Annotated in this window: 15 protein-coding genes; 6 read left to right on the top strand and 9 right to left on the bottom strand. The window is 61.4% G+C overall.

What is annotated here, in order from left to right; all coding sequences use genetic code 11:
- Window positions 1-128: 128 nt before the first annotated feature.
- The 4 genes from HYX42_RS07035 to HYX42_RS07020 all read right to left on the bottom strand — a co-directional run bounded on the left by HYX42_RS07035 (window position 129) and on the right by HYX42_RS07020 (window position 6,294).
- Window positions 129-2,006 carry an STAS domain-containing protein gene (locus tag HYX42_RS07035; protein ID WP_293401277.1) on the bottom strand — a complete coding sequence of 626 codons (1,878 nt, stop codon included), beginning with the start codon at window positions 2,004-2,006 and terminating at the stop codon, window positions 129-131.
- Between the two features lie 42 nt (window positions 2,007-2,048).
- Complete coding sequence (gene dksA / locus HYX42_RS07030) at window positions 2,049-3,146, bottom strand: RNA polymerase-binding protein DksA (RefSeq protein WP_293401275.1); 1,098 nt, start codon at window positions 3,144-3,146, stop codon at window positions 2,049-2,051.
- Between the two features lie 478 nt (window positions 3,147-3,624).
- Window positions 3,625-4,689, bottom strand: a complete 1,065-nt coding sequence (locus HYX42_RS07025) for a GTP-binding protein (protein ID WP_293401273.1) — start codon at window positions 4,687-4,689, stop codon at window positions 3,625-3,627.
- Between the two features lie 423 nt (window positions 4,690-5,112).
- Window positions 5,113-6,294 carry a class I SAM-dependent methyltransferase gene (locus HYX42_RS07020; protein WP_293401271.1) on the bottom strand — a complete coding sequence of 394 codons (1,182 nt, stop codon included), beginning with the start codon at window positions 6,292-6,294 and terminating at the stop codon, window positions 5,113-5,115.
- 128 nt (window positions 6,295-6,422) lie between these two features.
- Between HYX42_RS07020 and HYX42_RS07015 the strand changes: the two genes are divergently transcribed.
- Window positions 6,423-8,177, top strand: a complete 1,755-nt coding sequence (locus HYX42_RS07015) for a 7TM diverse intracellular signaling domain-containing protein (protein WP_293401269.1) — start codon at window positions 6,423-6,425, stop codon at window positions 8,175-8,177.
- Here HYX42_RS07015 and HYX42_RS07010 read toward each other — a convergent pair.
- The 3 genes from HYX42_RS07010 to dapF all read right to left on the bottom strand — a co-directional run bounded on the left by HYX42_RS07010 (window position 8,174) and on the right by dapF (window position 10,818).
- Window positions 8,174-9,151, bottom strand: coding sequence for a tyrosine recombinase XerC (locus HYX42_RS07010; RefSeq protein ID WP_293402416.1), 978 nt, complete (start codon window positions 9,149-9,151; stop codon window positions 8,174-8,176). The genes HYX42_RS07015 and HYX42_RS07010 overlap by 4 nt on opposite strands.
- 68 nt (window positions 9,152-9,219) lie before the next feature.
- Complete coding sequence (locus HYX42_RS07005; protein WP_293401267.1) at window positions 9,220-9,912, bottom strand: DUF484 family protein; 693 nt, start codon at window positions 9,910-9,912, stop codon at window positions 9,220-9,222.
- A gap of 33 nt (window positions 9,913-9,945) precedes the next feature.
- Window positions 9,946-10,818: a diaminopimelate epimerase gene (gene dapF, locus HYX42_RS07000; protein ID WP_293401265.1), complete on the bottom strand. Its 873-nt coding sequence runs from the start codon at window positions 10,816-10,818 to the stop codon at window positions 9,946-9,948.
- 42 nt (window positions 10,819-10,860) lie between these two features.
- Here dapF and HYX42_RS06995 point away from each other — a divergent pair, with 42 nt between their 5' ends.
- Together HYX42_RS06995 and HYX42_RS06990 are read left to right on the top strand one after the other, a co-directional pair.
- The gene (locus HYX42_RS06995) at window positions 10,861-11,427 is read left to right on the top strand and encodes a carboxymuconolactone decarboxylase family protein (protein ID WP_293401263.1); all 567 of its coding nucleotides are present in this window, start codon (window positions 10,861-10,863) and stop codon (window positions 11,425-11,427) included.
- A 31-nt stretch (window positions 11,428-11,458) separates the two neighbouring features.
- On the top strand, window positions 11,459-12,004 hold the full coding sequence (locus tag HYX42_RS06990; protein WP_293401261.1) for a carboxymuconolactone decarboxylase family protein: 546 nt from the start codon (window positions 11,459-11,461) through the stop codon (window positions 12,002-12,004).
- Between the two features lie 11 nt (window positions 12,005-12,015).
- Here the strand turns inward: HYX42_RS06990 and HYX42_RS06985 are convergent, their stop codons facing one another.
- Window positions 12,016-12,990 (bottom strand): tripartite tricarboxylate transporter substrate binding protein, encoded by a 975-nt coding sequence (locus HYX42_RS06985; RefSeq protein ID WP_293401259.1) that lies wholly within the window; start codon window positions 12,988-12,990, stop codon window positions 12,016-12,018.
- A 26-nt stretch (window positions 12,991-13,016) separates the two neighbouring features.
- Here HYX42_RS06985 and HYX42_RS06980 point away from each other — a divergent pair, with 26 nt between their 5' ends.
- The gene (locus HYX42_RS06980; protein ID WP_293401257.1) at window positions 13,017-14,678 is read left to right on the top strand and encodes an MBL fold metallo-hydrolase; all 1,662 of its coding nucleotides are present in this window, start codon (window positions 13,017-13,019) and stop codon (window positions 14,676-14,678) included.
- Complete coding sequence (locus tag HYX42_RS06975) at window positions 14,678-15,181, top strand: DUF2127 domain-containing protein (RefSeq protein WP_293401255.1); 504 nt, start codon at window positions 14,678-14,680, stop codon at window positions 15,179-15,181. The genes HYX42_RS06980 and HYX42_RS06975 overlap by 1 nt, the downstream gene beginning before the upstream one ends.
- A gap of 46 nt (window positions 15,182-15,227) precedes the next feature.
- On the opposite strand, the gene nhaR is transcribed toward HYX42_RS06975, so the two are convergent.
- Entirely contained in the window at window positions 15,228-16,124 is an 897-nt protein-coding gene (nhaR, locus tag HYX42_RS06970) for a transcriptional activator NhaR (protein WP_293401253.1), read from the bottom strand.
- A gap of 287 nt (window positions 16,125-16,411) precedes the next feature.
- Here nhaR and HYX42_RS06965 point away from each other — a divergent pair, with 287 nt between their 5' ends.
- Entirely contained in the window at window positions 16,412-16,900 is a 489-nt protein-coding gene (locus HYX42_RS06965) for a tripartite tricarboxylate transporter TctB family protein (RefSeq protein WP_293401251.1), read from the top strand.
- Window positions 16,901-16,902: the final 2 nt, after the last annotated feature.

The following is a 16,902-nucleotide window of genomic DNA, read 5'->3' as shown; positions in this document are numbered from 1 at the left end:
TCGCGAGACAGGAGACCGCCGAAGGCCACCTGCGCACACGGACAGCAAAGGAAGGTGAGGGAAAGGAAGCGAGCGGAGTGGAGCAGAAGAGCAGGGAATGCCGCACACCGCGCGGGGTGCCTGCGGGGTCAGTCCACGCGCGTGAAAACCCGGGCGTGCTCGGTGATACCGATCACATTGAAGAAGGCCGCAACAAGGCGGTTCACATCTGAAAACTGGACACTGCGGTTCTCGGCCTGCCTTGCAGATACCCAGTTGAGCAGGGTACCGGCAGCGGAAAAATCAACGCGTATCAGCCTGGAGCATGAGATAACCATGATGTCGGCACCCAGGAGCTTGTTCTCCAGCTGGTCAAGCATGCCTATGGCGTCCCCCACAACCTGTCCCGACAACTCAATCGACATCACACTGCTCATCTGTGAGGACATCCCTTCCATCTGGGTGTCCCCATCCATATGACTGCTCAGGCCGGATGGTGCGGAATCGCGATAGGCTTCACCGATGATGGTCTGGCCAGCGATGGCGCTGCCGTCTTTCTCGATGTGTTTGTACTCGCAGCGGGCGCTCTCCCATGAGGGCGGGGAGACCTCATAGGTCACACAGAAGTCCAGCGCAGCGAGTTCAAATTCGTCCGGCCGGTGAGTGACACGCAAGGCTTCCATGCGCAACTGCCACCAGTCCTGCGGCGTCTCCTGCTGCCCGGAGGGCGTGGCCTTCTGCAGCACCTGCTGCAGCTGTGCATCCCCCATGAAGCGAAGCTGCACCGGCTGCGCGGACCAGCTGCTGAACACCTGGCACAGCGGCGTGACTGCCGCCTGGTCAATGGATTTGAGGTTGCTCCAGTCCAGCCGCCAGGGCATGGGCGCCTTGGCGAGCGCAGCCTTCATCGCCGCAATGGTTTGCACGCCCATGGATGAGGGGCTGATCCAGTCGGCGGCCTGCCCGGAGGCGGCCGCCGGGGCTCCGGACGAGCCTATTTGATGGACCATGTCGGGCATGGAAAACCACTGCGGTGCAGAACGGTCAAACATCTGCACAAACTGTATGGCTGCGCTCTCGAACTTGTCCTGCTGCGCTGTCGCGCGGTAAAAATCAAAAAGGGCCATCCATGTTTCAGGGTGGGCTACCCGGGCACCACCGGGTGCCAGCATTTCCAGCAGCCCGGCCTCTGCGCCGGCATCATCGCCGTTGGCAAAGCGGATGGAAGCCTCTTCGAGTTCCGCATCGTGGGCTACTTCGGCCACATCAACCGCCATCATGCGGGACGGCGAGAAGCCGCTGGGCGCGCCCTCGTCACTGACACCCACACCGGCAAGGCCGCCGAATTTTGCGGCCTGCACGGGCGCATTCGCAACCATCGGCCGAGAGGGGGCAGAAGGAGGCGGCGGCGAGAAAGAGGGGAAATCAAGCGGGGCCAGATCGATGCGCGGCGCCGGCGCGTCAGCCGGCGGTTTTGCCGCAGCCGCAGCGGCCTTCTGCGCCGCCAGCCTGGCCATCATTTCGAGGTTGGCGGGCTCGGTGCTCGCATAACCGACAGGCACCGAGTTTGGAGGTGCCGAAGACGCCATGGGCGGGGGAGCGTTTACAGGTGCGCGGCTGGAGGGATACAACGAGCTGTTGACCGAGTCAGCAGTGGAGGCACCACCCTGCTTGGTCTTCCACCACTGCATGGACATCTGCGCCTCGATCTCGTCGATCTTCTTGAGCGTGTTGGCGCGGTCATCCGGCTTGGACGGCATGCTGCTCTGGAAAAACGAGGGCCTTGCGCCGGGGTCCTGACCCACCATGGCTTCGCGCTTGCGCATCTTGCGCAGCATGTCGAACTCGCGCTTGCGCACAAAATCGTTGCGCCGCTTGCGCTCTATCATTTCCTTGAGCAGTTGCTTGCTCAGGGCTTCGTCCCGGTCTGTTTCCTTGTTGTCAAGATCAGACCAGCTCGTCGCAGGGTTGCGGACGAACTTCACTACCTTGGAGAGCAAACCCGCGGAGGTGTCTTCTTTGGACATGGGACGCGCTTCAAAGGCCTTTAAAAGGTGCCGGGCCTGGCGTTAATCGCCAAACATTTTCTGCTTGAGCTCACGTCGCTGCTGGGCTTCAAGAGACAGGTTGGCGGTGGGTCGGGCAATCAGCCGGCCCACGCCGATGGGTTCGCCGGTTTCGTCGCAATAACCATAGTCACCGGAGTCAATGCGCGCAATCGACTGCTCGATCTTCTTGAGCAATTTCCGCTCCCTGTCGCGGGTGCGAAGTTCAAGTGCGTGTTCTTCTTCAATCGTGGCGCGGTCTGCAGGGTCAGGCACCACGACCGTGTCTTCACGCAGGTGCTCGGTGGTTTCGCCGGCGCTGTTGTGGATGTCCTGCTTGAGGATGGACAGCTTGTGGCGGAAGAAGGCCATCTGCTTTTCGTTCATGTACTCGCTGTCGGGCATGGCCTTGACCTCTTCGTCGGTCAGGGTTTCGGCAGATTTCGTCTTCCAGTTATTGGCAAGCTTCGGGTCTTTTTTGGCGGCCACATGGGGTGGCGGCGCGATCACGCGTTCGGTCATTGTTGAGTAGCTGGCTTTGGCTGCGTCTGGCGCATGGGTAGGCACCATCGGTGCGGGGGGGGGCATTTGTGCATGTGCACGGGCAGAACTCCTGCGCCCGGGCTTCAGGGGCGGGGGCGGCGGGAGTTGTGAGGATTTTTCAGCAGGCCGGACGACGGGTGCTGCGACCGGTGCCGGGGCTGGTGCTGCGGCTTTCACCGGGCTGGCTGCCTTGACAGGTTTGGCTGCTGCTTTCGGAGCCGCCTTGGCAGGAGGTTTCGCAGGCGCTTTTGCTGGCGCCTTGGCGGCAGCCTTCACCGGCTTGGCAGCCTTGGCGACCTTGGCCGGAGCGGCCGGCTTTTTTGGTGCCGGTTTGGCGACAGGTTTGGCTTTGGCGGCCGGTTTTTTTGCAGCAGGTTTCACGGGGGATTTGGGCACAGGTTTTTTGGCAGCGGCAGGCTTGGCAGTTTGTTTGGAAGCAGGTTTGACAACGGCCTTGACGGCAACCGGCCTGGCGACAGCTTTCGGCTTTGTTTTCGCAGCGGCTTTCACCGCAGTCTTTCCCACAGGTTTGGCCACGGTTTTAACCGGTGCCTTCGTCTTCTTTGCAGGTGCTTTCACTCGATGTCTCCTCTGGATGCCGCTTTTATCGCTTCAACAGAAAACCTGGCTGCAAACCCTGTGCCCTGGCTCAGGGCGCAGGCCCGGGTATTGCAGTCGGCGCGCGATTGTAGCGGCTGGCCGGGAGGCCGTGAGCGTCTTGAAACAAACCGTTGGGGAATCGATACAAACATGAGGCTCCACCACGCATTTCAGCGTTTTTCCAGAAAGTCTGGACAGCCTACATCAAATTAGGGCCTGTCATCCCATAAATCACTTCCGCGTGGCCCCCGGAAAGGATTGCAATCTAGGCGCGAAACGAAGCCGGGGTAATCCCCGGTGAGGCTTCGCAACAACGAGTGCAGTCTTTTCCGGGGGCCACCCGAAGGGCTGGGCTGCAAGGGATGCCCCGCGTCGTTGCAACCCTTGACCGGGGATGACCCCGGCCTGCGGTCTGCGCCTAGCGCTGCATCCCTTGCAGTCCCAGCGCGGAGGCGATTTATGGGATGGCAGGCCCTAGGCACTGCTCCAGACCCTGCATCAAAATATCCTTGGGCAGGTCGATGCCGATGAAGACCATCTTGCTGTTGCGTTTCTCGTCAGCGCCCCAGGCCGGGCCAAGGTCGCTGCCCATGAGCTGGTGCACGCCCTGGAAGATCACCTTGCGGTCCGTGCCTTCCATATTGAGTACGCCCTTGTAGCGCAGCATGCGCGGGCCGTAAATATTGACGATGGCGCCCAGGAAGTCTTCCAGCTTGGCGGCGCTGAAGGCCTTGTCGGAGCGGAAGACAAAACTCTTCACGTCATCATCATGGTGGTGATGGTGGCCGTGGCCTTCATGGGCGTGCGACGGGTGGTCGCAGTGCTCGCCATGCTCGTGGTCATGCCCGGCATGGTCATGGTCATCTTCCTTGAGGAACTCGGGGTCAATCTCCAGCTTGGAATTGAGGTTGAAGCCGCGCAGGTCAAACACGTCATTGATGGCCACTTCGCCGAAATGCACCGTCTTTTGCGGCGCGCGCGGGTTCATGTGCTTGAGGCGGTGCATCAGCGCATCGACCTCGTCCTTGGCGACAAGATCAGACTTGCTGATGAATATCTGGTCGGCAAAACCGACCTGGCGGCGCGCTTCCTGACGGTCATTGAGCTGGGTGGGCGCGTGTTTGGCGTCTACCAGCGTCAGGATGGAGTCCAGCAGGTACTGTTCGGCGATCTCTTCGTCCATGAAAAAGGTCTGCGCCACCGGGCCGGGGTCGGCCAGGCCGGTGGTTTCAATCACCACGCGGTCAAATGTCAGTTCGCCCTTGCGCTTTTTGGTGGCCAGCAGCTGCAGCGTGTCGCGCAGGTCTTCGCGGATGGAGCAGCAGATGCAGCCGTTGTTCATCTGGATGATGTTTTCCTCGACATCGTTGACGAGGATGTCGTTGTCGATGTTTTCTTCACCGAACTCGTTTTCGATGACGGCAATCTTCTGGCCATGGGCCTCGGTGAGGATGCGCTTCAACAGCGTGGTCTTGCCAGAGCCGAGGAAGCCGGTGAGTATGGTGACGGGAATCAAGCTCATGGTGTCTGCCTAAAAACTGAAAACTGGTGAAACCGCAGCGAAAACCGCTGAATAAAGCGCCGTAGGCCGCTGGCCAGCCTCAAAAGGACGGGCCTGCGGCTGTCGGCGAAGCAAGGAGTTTAGCGGTCAGGCCCCGCAGCGTACTCAGGGCCTCTGAATACCTGCTTTGACGTACCTGTTTCACATTCCGGTTTGCAGATTTTGCTATTTAATTTATAGCTCCTCACGTGCGTATTTAAAGGGCTAGAGGCTGTTTTGATGCCTGAAATGAGGTCTTTTTTGACATTCTGGAGCTGCTTTTTCGCGTTCCGGGGCACCCAAGGCCCTCTGGATGTCAAATTTTAATGTATACGTTAAATTTTTGACGTATACAGCAAAATTCTCTGGCAGGCCTTCGCCGGCCATTGCGCCAACCGCCCGGCGTTACTTTCTGACCAGCACCAGTCCCTTGAGGTATTCACCCTCGGGAAAGGTCACCGTCATGGGATGGTCAGGCGCGCCGCCCATGCGCTCGCTGATAAAGGCGTCCATCTGGGCATCAATGCCGGCCGAGGCGACGATTTTGTGGAACAGGTCGGCGCTGATGCCGCCCGAACAGGAATAGGTAAACAGCACGCCGCCCGGTTCAAGCAGGGTCAGCGCCAGCCGGTTGATATCCTTGTAAGCGCGCGCGGCGCGGTCGGCGTGCGCGGCGGTGGGCGCAAACTTGGGCGGGTCGAGCACGATGGCGTCAAAGGTCTGGCCTTCGGCGATGAACTGCCGCAGCGAGGCGTTCACATCGGCGTCCATCATGGTGGTGCGGCTGGCGTCAAAACCGTTGAGGGCCACATTGGCGGCGGCGCGTTCAATCGCCGGGCCGGACGAATCGATGGACGTGACGTGCGCCGCGCCACCCGCCAGCGCCGCCACAGTGAAACCGCCCGTGTAGCAATAACAGTTGAGCACGCGCTGAAACTGCCTGCGTTTTGTATATTGCGCAAACTTGTAGCGGCTGTCGCGCTGGTCCAGGTAAAAGCCGGTCTTGTGGCCTTCGGCGATGTCCAGGCTCAATTTCCAGTCGTGTTCGGTCAGGGTGATGGCGGTACTGCCAGACCCCGCCAGCCACCCTGTGGCTTCCGGCAGGCCTTCAAGCGAGCGGACGCTTGCGTCTGACCTTTCATACAGGCGCTTCAGACCGGTTTCAGCCAGCATCGCCTTGACGATGACATCCTTCCAGCGCTCGGCGCCGCAGCTTGAGAACTGCGCGACCAGGGTATCGCCATAGCGGTCCACCACCAGGCCGGGCAGCCCGTCCGACTCGCCATGCACCAGCCGCATGCCATCGCTCTGGATGTCAAACAATTGCCGTGCCGCAATTGCGCTTTTGATGCGCGCCGCAAAAAAGGCGTCGTCAATGCGCTGGGCCTCATCAAAACTCCAGACCCGCGCTCGGATTTTCGATTCAGGGCTGAACGCAGCCCAGCCGAGGAAGCGGCCGTCATGGCCCTCGACCCTGACTGTTTCACCCGCATCACCGCTGCCTTTGGCAATCGCGCCGTCAAAAATCCAGGGGTGGCGCCGCAGCAGGGATTTTTCCTTGCCTTCTCTGAGTCTTAAGGTCTTCATGCCGCTATTGTCGCGTGCGCAGCCAGATGGCCGCAGGAACTGTCAGCCACGGCGCGCCGCAAGCGCCAAAACTTTGCGACAATGCCTGGTTAATGTTTTTTAAGTACATATCGATGCAGATGCGGGCAATGTTGCTTGCAATACTTGCAACAGGCTTGTTTGCTGCCCTTGCAAGCCCGGCGGCGTGGTCACGCACCGTGCTTGACCTGGACGTCCAGCGACAGCCCGTGGCGCTGGAAGACTGGGGCGACTACTGGATAGATGCCAGCGCGAAATTGACCGCACTGCAAGTCGCCGCCGGAGCAGGCGTCAACTGGCAACCGACGGACAGGAACGCGATCTACAAGGCCACGGCCGGCAGCGTCCTGTGGATACGCTTTACCGTGCCACCGGCCCCCGACGCGGAACGCTGGTATGTCGAGCTCCCCTATTCGTCCATCAACAGGGCTTCGCTCTACACACTGGACATGTCTGGCCAATGGAACGAGCAAAAGGCCGGTGACCTGGTGGCCGTCAGCAAATGGCCGGTGCCCCATCGCCATCCATTACTGCCTATCGCCGTGTCAGCGGAGACGCCCAGCCAGTACCTGCTGCGCCTTGAGAACGGTCACCGGTTCAGCGCCCCGCTCCAGTTTGTCAGCGAGGGGTTCCTGAACCACTCGGAGCAGCGGGTTTCGCTGATTCTTGGCATCTTTTTTGGCCTGGCCGGCCTGGCTGTCCTTGTCTCGGCCATCAGCGCCATCTCGTTGCGTGACCATGCCTACGGCTGGTACGCCCTGTCGGTCACACTGATGGCCCTGACGCAGGCCACGCTGACCGGCATTGCGGGCCTGCACCTGTGGCCAGACGCAGCCTGGTGGAACGACGTGTCGACATCCGTGCTCCCCACGCTCGAACTGGCCAGCACGCTGATGTTTGTGTCGGCCGCCATTTCACTGCCCGAGCGTTCGCTGCGGCTGCACCGCGGCCTGATGGCCGTGGCTGTGCTGGGCGTGGTGATGGCCGTGGCGCTGGCGCTGGTTCCTGTCGAACGCCGGATGGGCATCTTCTCGCTCTATGTGTTTTTGCCGCAGGTGCTGGCCGTCTACGCCATGGCCTGGGCATGGAAGCGTGGCGACCGGTTCGCCCCGTGGCTGATGATTGGCCTGTCCCCCATATTGATTGCGGGTGCGTGGCTGATGGCGCGCAACGCCGGCCTGGTGCCCATCAGCTTCATGACCATGCACGGCTCCCAGCTGGGTGTGGCCATCGAGTTGCCCATCGTCATGGTCATCCTGATGCTGCGCAGCCAGCACCGGCGCGAAAACACACGCCGGATCCAGGGCCTGGACCGGGTTGACCCGGCCACCGGCCTGATCAACGGCCATGTCTTTGCCGAGCGCCTGATGCGCATGATTGCACGCTCCGAAAGACTCAAGCACCAGAGCGCCGTGATGATCATTGACATCGTCAACACCGACCAGATACAGCGCGACTTTGGCCGCAAGGCCGCGGAGGATTTGCCGCTGCGCGTGGCAGAGCGCCTGCTCTCGACCGCGCGCGAGATCGACAGCGCCGCACGCCTGTCGGAGCGGCGCTTCGGCATGCTGGTTGACGGCCCCTTCAGCGCCGAAGACGCGGCCACACTGGGCCCACGCATCGTCGCGCGCTGCCTGATGCCTTACAAGGGCATGCATGTCGACTGCATCGCGCAGGTCCGCATCGCCTATGCGCTGGTGCCCTACCAGGGCTCGAACGCACAAGGCGTCCTGACGGCACTGGAGGAAAAACTTGCTTCGGTATCAATTGAAGACAGAAAAGCCGTCTTCATGCTCGGCGAAACCACGCCGTCCAAACGCCGCCGCCAGAGGCCGCGCCCCGAGCGCCAGACCGATACCGTTTAGGTTTTTGTCTTGCCCGCGGCTTTTGTCGCCCGGGGATGTGCCGCGTCATACACCTTTGCCAGATGCTGGAAATCCAGCCGCGTGTAGACCTGTGTGGTCGTGATGTTGGCGTGGCCCAGCAGCTCCTGCACTGCACGCAAATCACCGCTGGACTGCAGCACGTGGCTGGCAAATGAATGACGCAACATGTGCGGGTGCACGGGCGTTGCCAGCCCGGCGCTGAAGGAGCGTTTTTTGAGCCGCACCCGGATGTGCTGCGGCGTGAGGCGGCCGCCGCGCGGGTTGATGAACAGCGCCGCATCATCCCTGGCCCAGCCCTGCCGCGCAGACATCCATGCCTTCAGGGCTTCCATGGCCTTGCTGCCGACCGGCACGCTGCGGCGCTTGCTGCCCTTGCCAAGCACATGCGCCTCGGCCGCATCCAGGTCTATCCAGCCGCGCGCCTGTGCGCTGGCCTGCACGTCCAGGCCTACCAGTTCACCGATACGCAGGCCGCAGCCGTAAAGCAGCTCGGTGATGCAGCGGTCACGCGCCTCGGCAAGAGGGTTGCTCTCAGCGCCCCCGTGCACATTGCCCTGGTAACTGGCCAGTTGCACGGCCTCGTCCACACTCAATGCCTTGGGCAAGGGCTTGGCGGCTTTGGGTGAGCGCACATCCTGGACCGGGTTGCTGACCACCAGCCCTTCCCGGCCCAGCCAGGTGTAAAAACCGCGCCAGCCGGAGAGGATGAGCGCAATGCCGCGCGCACTTCGGCCACCCGCATGCATCTGCGCCACCCAGCGCCGCATGTGGGTGTTCTGTACCGCCGTCAGCCCCACACCGGCCTGCAGACAATTGGCCTGCAGCTTTTGCAGGTCAAGGGCATAAAGTTCTGTGGTGCGCTGTGCGAGGCGTTTTTCAACCCGCACATGCTCAAGATAGCGCTCGACCAGTGGATCGGCCTCCAGCACCACCTCTGGCACCGCATCCTGCAGCGCAGCAGACGGACTGTCCGCGACCTGCGTTGCGGAACCCCGGCCGGCGGCGCTGCTCATGGCGAGGTCTATTCGGCGTCGGCCTGGGGCAGCAGCCGCGTGAGCGCGGCGCCGGCGAGGTCGCCGATCTGGGCAAGAAACTCGGTACCCATGTCGCTCTGGAAACGCTCCGGGTCAGGCGAGGCCAGCACCAGCATGCCAAAGGCCTCCTGGCCCACTGCCGAGCGCAGGGGCACCAGCGCGATCGACATGGCCGAGGCGGGTTCCGGCAGCCAGGTGGCCGCTTCGAAACCGGAGTTGACGCCGCAATAAGGCGCGGTCAACGACGATGCAAAAGCCCGCGCATCGTCACTGATGCCGCTGCTGAAAGACTCGCCCGAAAAAATGCCGTTCACGGTCCAGACCTTGATGGCCGCCTGCGGCACGGCGAACTGCTTTTTGAGCTCGCCCACAATGGTTTCGGGCAGGTCGCGCGCATGGGCGGTGAGCAGCAGGTTGCGGGTGCAGCGCTGCAGCTTTTCGGCAATCGCCACGTTCTCCTGGCCGTGGCGGATCATCTCGACCACCTTGGACTCCAGCCCCTTGATCTTGTCACGCAACAGGCCGGCCTGGCGCTCCTGCAGGCTGACGGCGCGGCTGCCATGGCCGCTGGACAGCTGCACGGTCGCCAGCAACTCGGCATGGCGCTCAAAAAAGTCGGGCGTGTTCGCCAGGAAGTTGGCGATGTCGTCTTCGGTGATGGAGTGGTCGGTTGGGTTCATGTGAAGGATTGTCCAGTCTTTCTGCTGTTGAAGCTAGATGTCATCGGGGACGGTTATTTCGGATTCAAACACGGTGGTCGCAGGCCCTGTCATCATCACGGGCGCATTGAGCCCGCCAGACCATTCAATCGTCAACTGGCCGCCATGCGTCTCTACATCGACACGGTTGCCCAGAAGCCCCAGCCGTATGCCCGCCACGACTGCCGCGCAAGCGCCTGTGCCGCAAGCCAGGGTTTCGCCTGCGCCGCGCTCATAGACGCGAAGTTTTATCTGGTTGCGCGAGACGACCTGCATGAAACCTGCATTCACACGTTTTGGAAAGCGCACATGGTTTTCAATCAGCGGACCGGTCTCAAGCACCGGGGCAGCCTCGGCGTCATTGACGACTTGAACAGCATGCGGGTTGCCCATGGACAGCACTGCCACCATCACCGGGGCGGATGTCCCCTCAAGCACCAGCGGCCACATTCCCCAGGCGCCATAGGCCACAGGCAATGCACCAGTCGCGTCAAAAGGCACCCTGGACAAGTCAAACACGGGCGCACCCATGTTGACGCGCACGCGGCCATCGGCCTCCATGCGGGGTTCGATGATTCCGCTCAGGGTCTTGACCACCACGGAGTCCTTGGCTGTCAGACCCTGCTCACGCACGAACTGCAGGAAGCAGCGCGAACCGTTACCGCACTGTTCAACCTCGCCGCCATCGGCGTTGTGAATGACGTATTCAAAATCAATGCCGGGAGCAGGCGACGGTCGCACCGACAGGATCTGGTCGGCACCAACACCGAAATGGCGGTCAGCCAGAAAACGGTATTGCGCGGTGGTCAGGCCCAGCAGGCCTTTGGTCTCGTCGAGCATGACAAAGTCGTTGCCCGCGCCCTGCATTTTTGTAAAGCGGATTCGCATGGGCCAATTATCGCGGCATGTTGAGCGGAGCATGTTGTACTCTTGCAGTTCTACCAACTTCCCGAGCCTGCCATGCGCCTGCCTGAATGGACCCCCGAACTCAAACCCCAGCCTGAAGACCTGGTACAGGCCGTGCTGCAACGCCGGGGCGGCAAACTGTTGCCACTGGACCGTGGCCTGCTGTGGAGTGAGCCCTTCACACGCGGCTGGAATGTTTTTGTCAAGGCCGTGCGCATGGACATGGGCGGCAGCAAGAAGCTGCGTGAACTGGCGATTTCGACCGTATCGCTGCTGACCGGCGCCGATTTTGAATACCAGGCGCACTCAAAAGAGTTCCTGGCGCAGGGCGGCACGCAGGCCGAGCTGGACGCCATGAAAGACGCGCTGGCGGACAACCCCCGCGCGCCTGCAGCCAGCACCACGCTGGGCGCGATTGAGAAAGTCGTGATCCAGTACGCCGCGCAAATGACACTCGACGTGAAGGTGCACGACACCGTGTTTTCGGAACTCAAAAAACACATGGATACGACCGATATCGTTGAACTCACAGGCGCCATAGCCACCTACAACATGGTGGCGCGCTTTCTTGTAGCCCTTGAGATCACCTGATCTCACCTGAACCCATTTGAATATTGCCATCATGCGAATTCCCGACTGGTCCAACGATCTCAAACCGCAACCCGACGAACTTGTAAAGGCCATCCTGGCGCGTCGCGGCGGCGAACTCATCAACCTCGACAAGGCATTACTCTGGAGCGAGCCCGTCGCGCGCGGCTGGAATGTCTACCTCAAGGCGGTGCGTACCGAGTTGCCGACCAGCCGCAAGCTGCGCGAGCTGGGCATCTGCACAGTCGCCCTGCTGACCGGTGCGCACTACGAATTCCACCACCATGCGCCGGACTTCATCACGGCCGGCGGCTCACAGGCCGAACTCGACGCGCTGCAGGCCACGCTGAAGGAAAACCCGCGTGGCGTGCCCGCCGCTGCGGTGCTGGGTGCCGTGGAAAAGCTGGTGATTCAATACGCCGCGCAGATGACACTTGACGTCAAAGTGGGCGATGAAGTGTTTGCCGCGCTGAAGCAGCATTTCGACACGACGGAAATAGTGGAACTCACCACCGCCATCGCAACCTACAACATGGTGGCGCGCCTGCTGGTGGCGCTGGGCGTGACGCCGGAGGAATAGCCGGAAACGGTCTAGTCTGCTTTTATGTTGTTGTCCTTGACAACCTTGGCCCAGATATCCATCTGCCGGTCGACAAAGGTTTTTGCCGATTCGGGTGTTCCGCCCACCACGTCAATGCCCTGCGCCGCCAGCTTGCTGGCGATCTCGGGGTTCTTCAGCGCCTTGTTGATTTCTTCATTCATGCGCCTGACGATCTCGGGCGGTGTTTTGGCCGGGGCCAGCACCGCCCACCAGGCGGGTGCCTCAAAACCCGGGTAGCCGCTCTCGGCCATGGTCGGCACGTCGGGCAGGTTGGGGCTGCGTTTTGAAGTCGTCACAGCCAGCGGGCGCATGCGCTTGCTGTCGATATGCGGCTTGGTGACAAACACCGAGCCAATCGACAAAGGCACATGCCCGGCCACCGCGTCATTCATGAGCGGGCCGCCGCCCTTGTAAGGCACATGCGTCCACGCAATGCCGCCGTTCTTGCCCAGCAGTTCCATGGCCACATGGCCCAGGCTGCCCGAGCCTATCGTGCCGTAGCTGACGTTTTTCTTCGCCTTCGCGGCAGCCACCACATCGGCAAAGGTTTTGTAGTCGCTGCCTGCAAAGGTGGCGAGCACCATGGGCGAGGTGCCCACCAGGATGACGGGCGGCAAATCCTTCTTGCTGTCGAAAGGCAGGTTGGGAATCAGCGCCGGGTTCACACCATGGGTGTCAAACACCACGGCAAAGGTGTAACCGTCTGCGGGTGATGCGGCGACAGCTGCGGCGCCTATGGAGCCGGACGCGCCGCCCTTGTTTTCAACAATCACGCTCTGCCCGAGTTGCACCTGCAGGGGCTGCGCCAGAATGCGTGCGACCTGGTCTACCGAACCGCCGGGCGGGAACACCGCCACCAGCTTGATGGGACCACGCATGGGCCAGGCCGGCCCGCTCTGGGCCCAGGCACCAGCCGCAGCGGAAAGAACCAGAATACCCAACAGCATTTGACGTTTTGCAAGCATTCCGGTCTCCGTGATGTAATGTTTTGATGGTACGAACAAAGCAACTCCTTTACCCTCAGCGCAAACCCGCAGACCTTCGTGCTGCCGCCACAGTCCTGCTGCTGCGCGACTCGGCAGACGGCATTGAGGTGCTGATGACACGCCGCTCCATGAGCGCCAGTTTTGCCCCGGGTGCCTATGTGTTCCCCGGCGGCGGCATTGATGCTGCGGATGCACAGGCACACGGCCAGTCCACCCGGCGGCCGGGACAGAGCGACCTGCACCTGACGCAGGCAATTGCCGCGATACGTGAAAGTTTTGAGGAGCTGGGTGTGCTGCTGGCGCGGCATGCCGATGGCACACATGCCACAACAGCCGACATCGCAGCACTGGATCGCAAGGCCCCGTTTGCAGCGCAATGCAAGCAGCGTGGCCTGACGCTGGCGGGCGACGAGGTGTTTGTGCTGGCGCACTGGATCACGGACCGCGACCTGCCGCGCCGCTTTGACGTGCCGTTTCTTGTCGCACGCATGCCGCATGGGCAGGAACCGGTGGCCGACGAAGCCGAGCAGTTTGAGCCGATGTGGGTGCGGCCTGCTGACGCACTGGCAAAACACCAGGCCGGAAATTTTTTCATCATCTTCCCGACCATACGCACGCTTGAACGCCTGCAGCATTACCCCAGCGTGCACGCCGTGCTGGAGGCCTGCGCATCAGAGCAGCCCCTGTGGACATCCTGCCCGCGTGCGGGCTTTCTCGGTGGCAAGGAAGCGCGCTACATGGAGCATGAATCGCCCTTCGGCGAACTGGCCCTGACCAGCCCCGACGGGCAGATGGTGCACCACCTCGACTGGCAGACAGACCAACCCGTGGCGCTTTTGAAAAACGTCATGCGCCTGACCGCGCCCAACCCCGGCGTGATGACCGGCCCGGGCACCAACAGTTACCTGGTGGGTGATGCGGCTACAGGCTATATCGCCATAGACCCCGGCCCGCTCGATATCGACCACCTGCAGCGCCTTCACGCTGCGGCGGGCGGTGACATCCGCCAGATTGTCTGTACACACTCGCACCCCGATCATTCACCCGGCGCCAAACCCCTGCAGGCGCTGGTCGAAGCCGGCGGCAGGCCCAGGCCGCCGATTTACGGCCTGCCCTCTCTGCCCACCGCACGTGCCGACAGCCAGTTCACACCGGACATCGTACTTGCACACCATGCACACCTCGTCCTGTCTGGCGAAGGCGCTGATGGGCCCATCACCCATAGCCTCAAAGCAATCCACACACCCGGCCACGCGGCCAACCATGTCTGCCTGGTGCTGGTCGAAGACGGCCTGCTCTTCAGCGGTGACCACGTGCTCAACGGCAGCACCACCATCGTGAACCCGCCTGACGGTGCGATGACCGCGTACCTCGATTCACTCGACGCGCTGAGCGCCGCCTGCGACGAACACGGCATAGCCTTCATACTGCCGGCCCACGGTTATGTACTGGGCGATGCCAAAGGCGCGATTGCACAGCTCAAAAGCCACCGGCTCAAGCGCGAGGCGAAAGTGCTGGCCGTGATGCAGGCCAACCCGGGCGGTACGCTCGACGACTGGGTGCCGCTGGCCTACGACGATGTGCATGAGCGCGTCTGGCCGATTGCCAAACGCTCGCTGCTCGCGCATGTGGAGCGCATTCGGGAGTTGCAGCAGGCAGGCCATTGATGGGCGAAGAAAAGCCACATCATTCGCATCCCGATGCAAGGCGGCGTGCGCTGCACGCGATTGCGCTGTTTGAGGCCGTCAAGGGCCTTGCAGCACTCGCCGCCGGGCTGGGACTGCTGGGGCTGCTGCACTATGACGTTCACCGCCTGGCGCTCGCGCTGCTCTGGCGTTTTCATCTCGACCCGCAGATGCATTACCCCGAGTTGCTGCTGCACTATGCAGACCTGCTCAACGCCATCAACCTGCGGACCATGGCGCCTGTGGCCATCGCCTACATAACCGTGCGCTGGCTGGAGGCCTGGGGGCTTTGGAAAGAAAAGGCCTGGGCTGAATGGCTGGCGGCGCTCTCGGGCGCGCTCTACATTCCGCTGGAGGTCGCGCACCTGGTACACAGGCCCGGCCTGATCAATGCAGGCGTGTTGCTTGCCAATATTGGCGTTGTTACCTTCATGGCCTTCCAGCTATGGCGAAGACTGCACGGTACGCATCAAGCCGAGAGTTGAGAGCTCGGCAGCAAACGCCGCCTTGAGGTTGCGGCCGGGAAAAGAATCAAGTCATGGCAAGCTGTTTGCGTGCTGCCTGCGTGATGGCGACCACGCAAGGGTGCTTCACACGCCGCTCGACTGATACCGCATAAAAGTGCTCCATTATTTCGTCGGAGTGTCCAATCGCCTGCACGCCATATTGGGTGACGGTTTCCTTGTCCAGCACGCTGGCCGCCATGAATACGCCGCGACCCTCGCGCCCAAAGGTTTTCATCAATGTGCCGTCATCAAATTCGCCGACCATGCGGGGCTTGATCTGGTACTTGGTAAGCCATGCCTCCAGCGGCTTTCGGATGGATGCGGATGTGCCCATGACCAGCATGGGGGCACCGTCAAGGCATTGGGGAAACTCTCCCTTCAGCCTAGCCCTGACGGCGGGCGTACCGTAAAAACTCATGGGTGAGCTTCCCAGCGGATGGTTGAAAGCCTTGATATTGGTCCGGCTGGTAATTGGTTCTTCGGCGATCACCAGGTCCAGTCGGTTCAATGCCATCTGCGCCAGCAGTTCGGGGAACTTGCCTTCGCTGCAGATCAGCCTGATTGGCCGCCCGATCGACAGCGTGGGTTCCAGCAGGCGGTAAACCACGGACTTGGCAACCGACTCTGCGACACCGACCCGAAACTCCAGGGCGGTCGGACTTTCCTGCGCCTGCCCCAGGACATTTTGCATATCCGAACCCAGCGCAAATATCTGGTCCGCATAACCAAGCGCCAGCCGTCCCTCATCGGTGAGCTCAAGTTGTCGCCCCCTCTTGCGAAACAGCCGCACCCCCAGGGACGACTCAAGCAACTTGATCTGGCCCGACAGGGTTTGCGGCGTGGTGTGCAGTTGTTCGCCCGCACGAACAATGCCTCCAGCCCTCGCCGCGACCCAAAAGTAGTGCAGATGCTTGAAATTCATGGCGTGCCCAAGTGCTGTGTAAGACGCCCCGATTTTAGGTTTGTCTCATGCATTGATCGTTTTTTTCGAAGTAAAGCCTCGCTAAATACGAATTTACGCGAAATGCGATCGGCCCTACCCTTCGGCCTGCTGCTCGCAGATGACAGCTGAACTGGCAGCCGGGGCCCGCTTCAGCACCGGCTTGCTGGTTTGCAATGCAGGCATGTAACAACTGCTCTGAGTCGCACTGAATAGTTTGGCTCGGTACCCAGCGGGCAGCCTGCTTTTTTATAAAACGGAGACAAAACTTGCATATCAAAAACCAGCCTGACTTTTACTGCGGCCTCATGTTCCTCGGAGTGGGCACCGCCTTCGCATGGGGTGCGACAAATTACAACGTCGGTGACGCCGCCCGGATGGGGCCTGGCTATTTCCCGCTCATGCTCGGTGTTCTCATGGCACTGGTGGGTGTGGGCGTTGCTTTGAAGGCCATAGGCCGAAGCGGATCCGACCCTGAAAAAATCGGCAAATGGGCGTGGCGACCCCTGGTCTACGTCATCGCAGCGAATGTCGTGTTTGGCCTGCTGCTGGCGGGACTGCCAGCAATCGGGCTGCCCGCATTCGGAATGATCGTGGCCATCTACGCCCTCACCTTCATCGCCAGCATGGCCCAGGCGGACTGGAAGTTCCGCGCCACTTTCATCCTCGCAACCACTCTGGCCATAGGCAGTTACCTTGTATTTGTCCTGGCGCTGAAACTGCAATTCCCCGTCTGGCCGGGATTCATCACAGGCTGAGA

Source organism: Polaromonas sp. (assembly GCF_016185115.1).
Lineage (GTDB): Bacteria > Pseudomonadota > Gammaproteobacteria > Burkholderiales > Burkholderiaceae_C > Polaromonas.
Note: the sequence above shows the minus strand (reverse complement) of the source record. Positions and strands in the feature narration are given on the sequence as shown.

Excerpts from the sequence above, each read along its gene's own strand:
- nhaR (WP_293401253.1), bottom strand. The coding sequence starts at position 16,124 with ATGAATTTCAAGCATCTGCACTACTTTTGGGTCGCGGCGAGGGCTGGA.
- HYX42_RS07015 (WP_293401269.1), top strand. The coding sequence starts at position 6,423 with ATGTTGCTTGCAATACTTGCAACAGGCTTGTTTGCTGCCCTTGCAAGC.
- HYX42_RS07005 (WP_293401267.1), bottom strand. The coding sequence starts at position 9,912 with ATGAACCCAACCGACCACTCCATCACCGAAGACGACATCGCCAACTTC.
- HYX42_RS06985 (WP_293401259.1), bottom strand. The coding sequence starts at position 12,990 with ATGCTTGCAAAACGTCAAATGCTGTTGGGTATTCTGGTTCTTTCCGCT.
- HYX42_RS06990 (WP_293401261.1), top strand. The coding sequence starts at position 11,459 with ATGCGAATTCCCGACTGGTCCAACGATCTCAAACCGCAACCCGACGAA.
- HYX42_RS06980 (WP_293401257.1), top strand. The coding sequence starts at position 13,017 with ATGGTACGAACAAAGCAACTCCTTTACCCTCAGCGCAAACCCGCAGAC.
- HYX42_RS07020 (WP_293401271.1), bottom strand. The coding sequence starts at position 6,294 with ATGAAGACCTTAAGACTCAGAGAAGGCAAGGAAAAATCCCTGCTGCGG.
- HYX42_RS07025 (WP_293401273.1), bottom strand. The coding sequence starts at position 4,689 with ATGAGCTTGATTCCCGTCACCATACTCACCGGCTTCCTCGGCTCTGGC.
- HYX42_RS06975 (WP_293401255.1), top strand. The coding sequence starts at position 14,678 with ATGGGCGAAGAAAAGCCACATCATTCGCATCCCGATGCAAGGCGGCGT.
- HYX42_RS07035 (WP_293401277.1), bottom strand. The coding sequence starts at position 2,006 with ATGTCCAAAGAAGACACCTCCGCGGGTTTGCTCTCCAAGGTAGTGAAG.
- dapF (WP_293401265.1), bottom strand. The coding sequence starts at position 10,818 with ATGCGAATCCGCTTTACAAAAATGCAGGGCGCGGGCAACGACTTTGTC.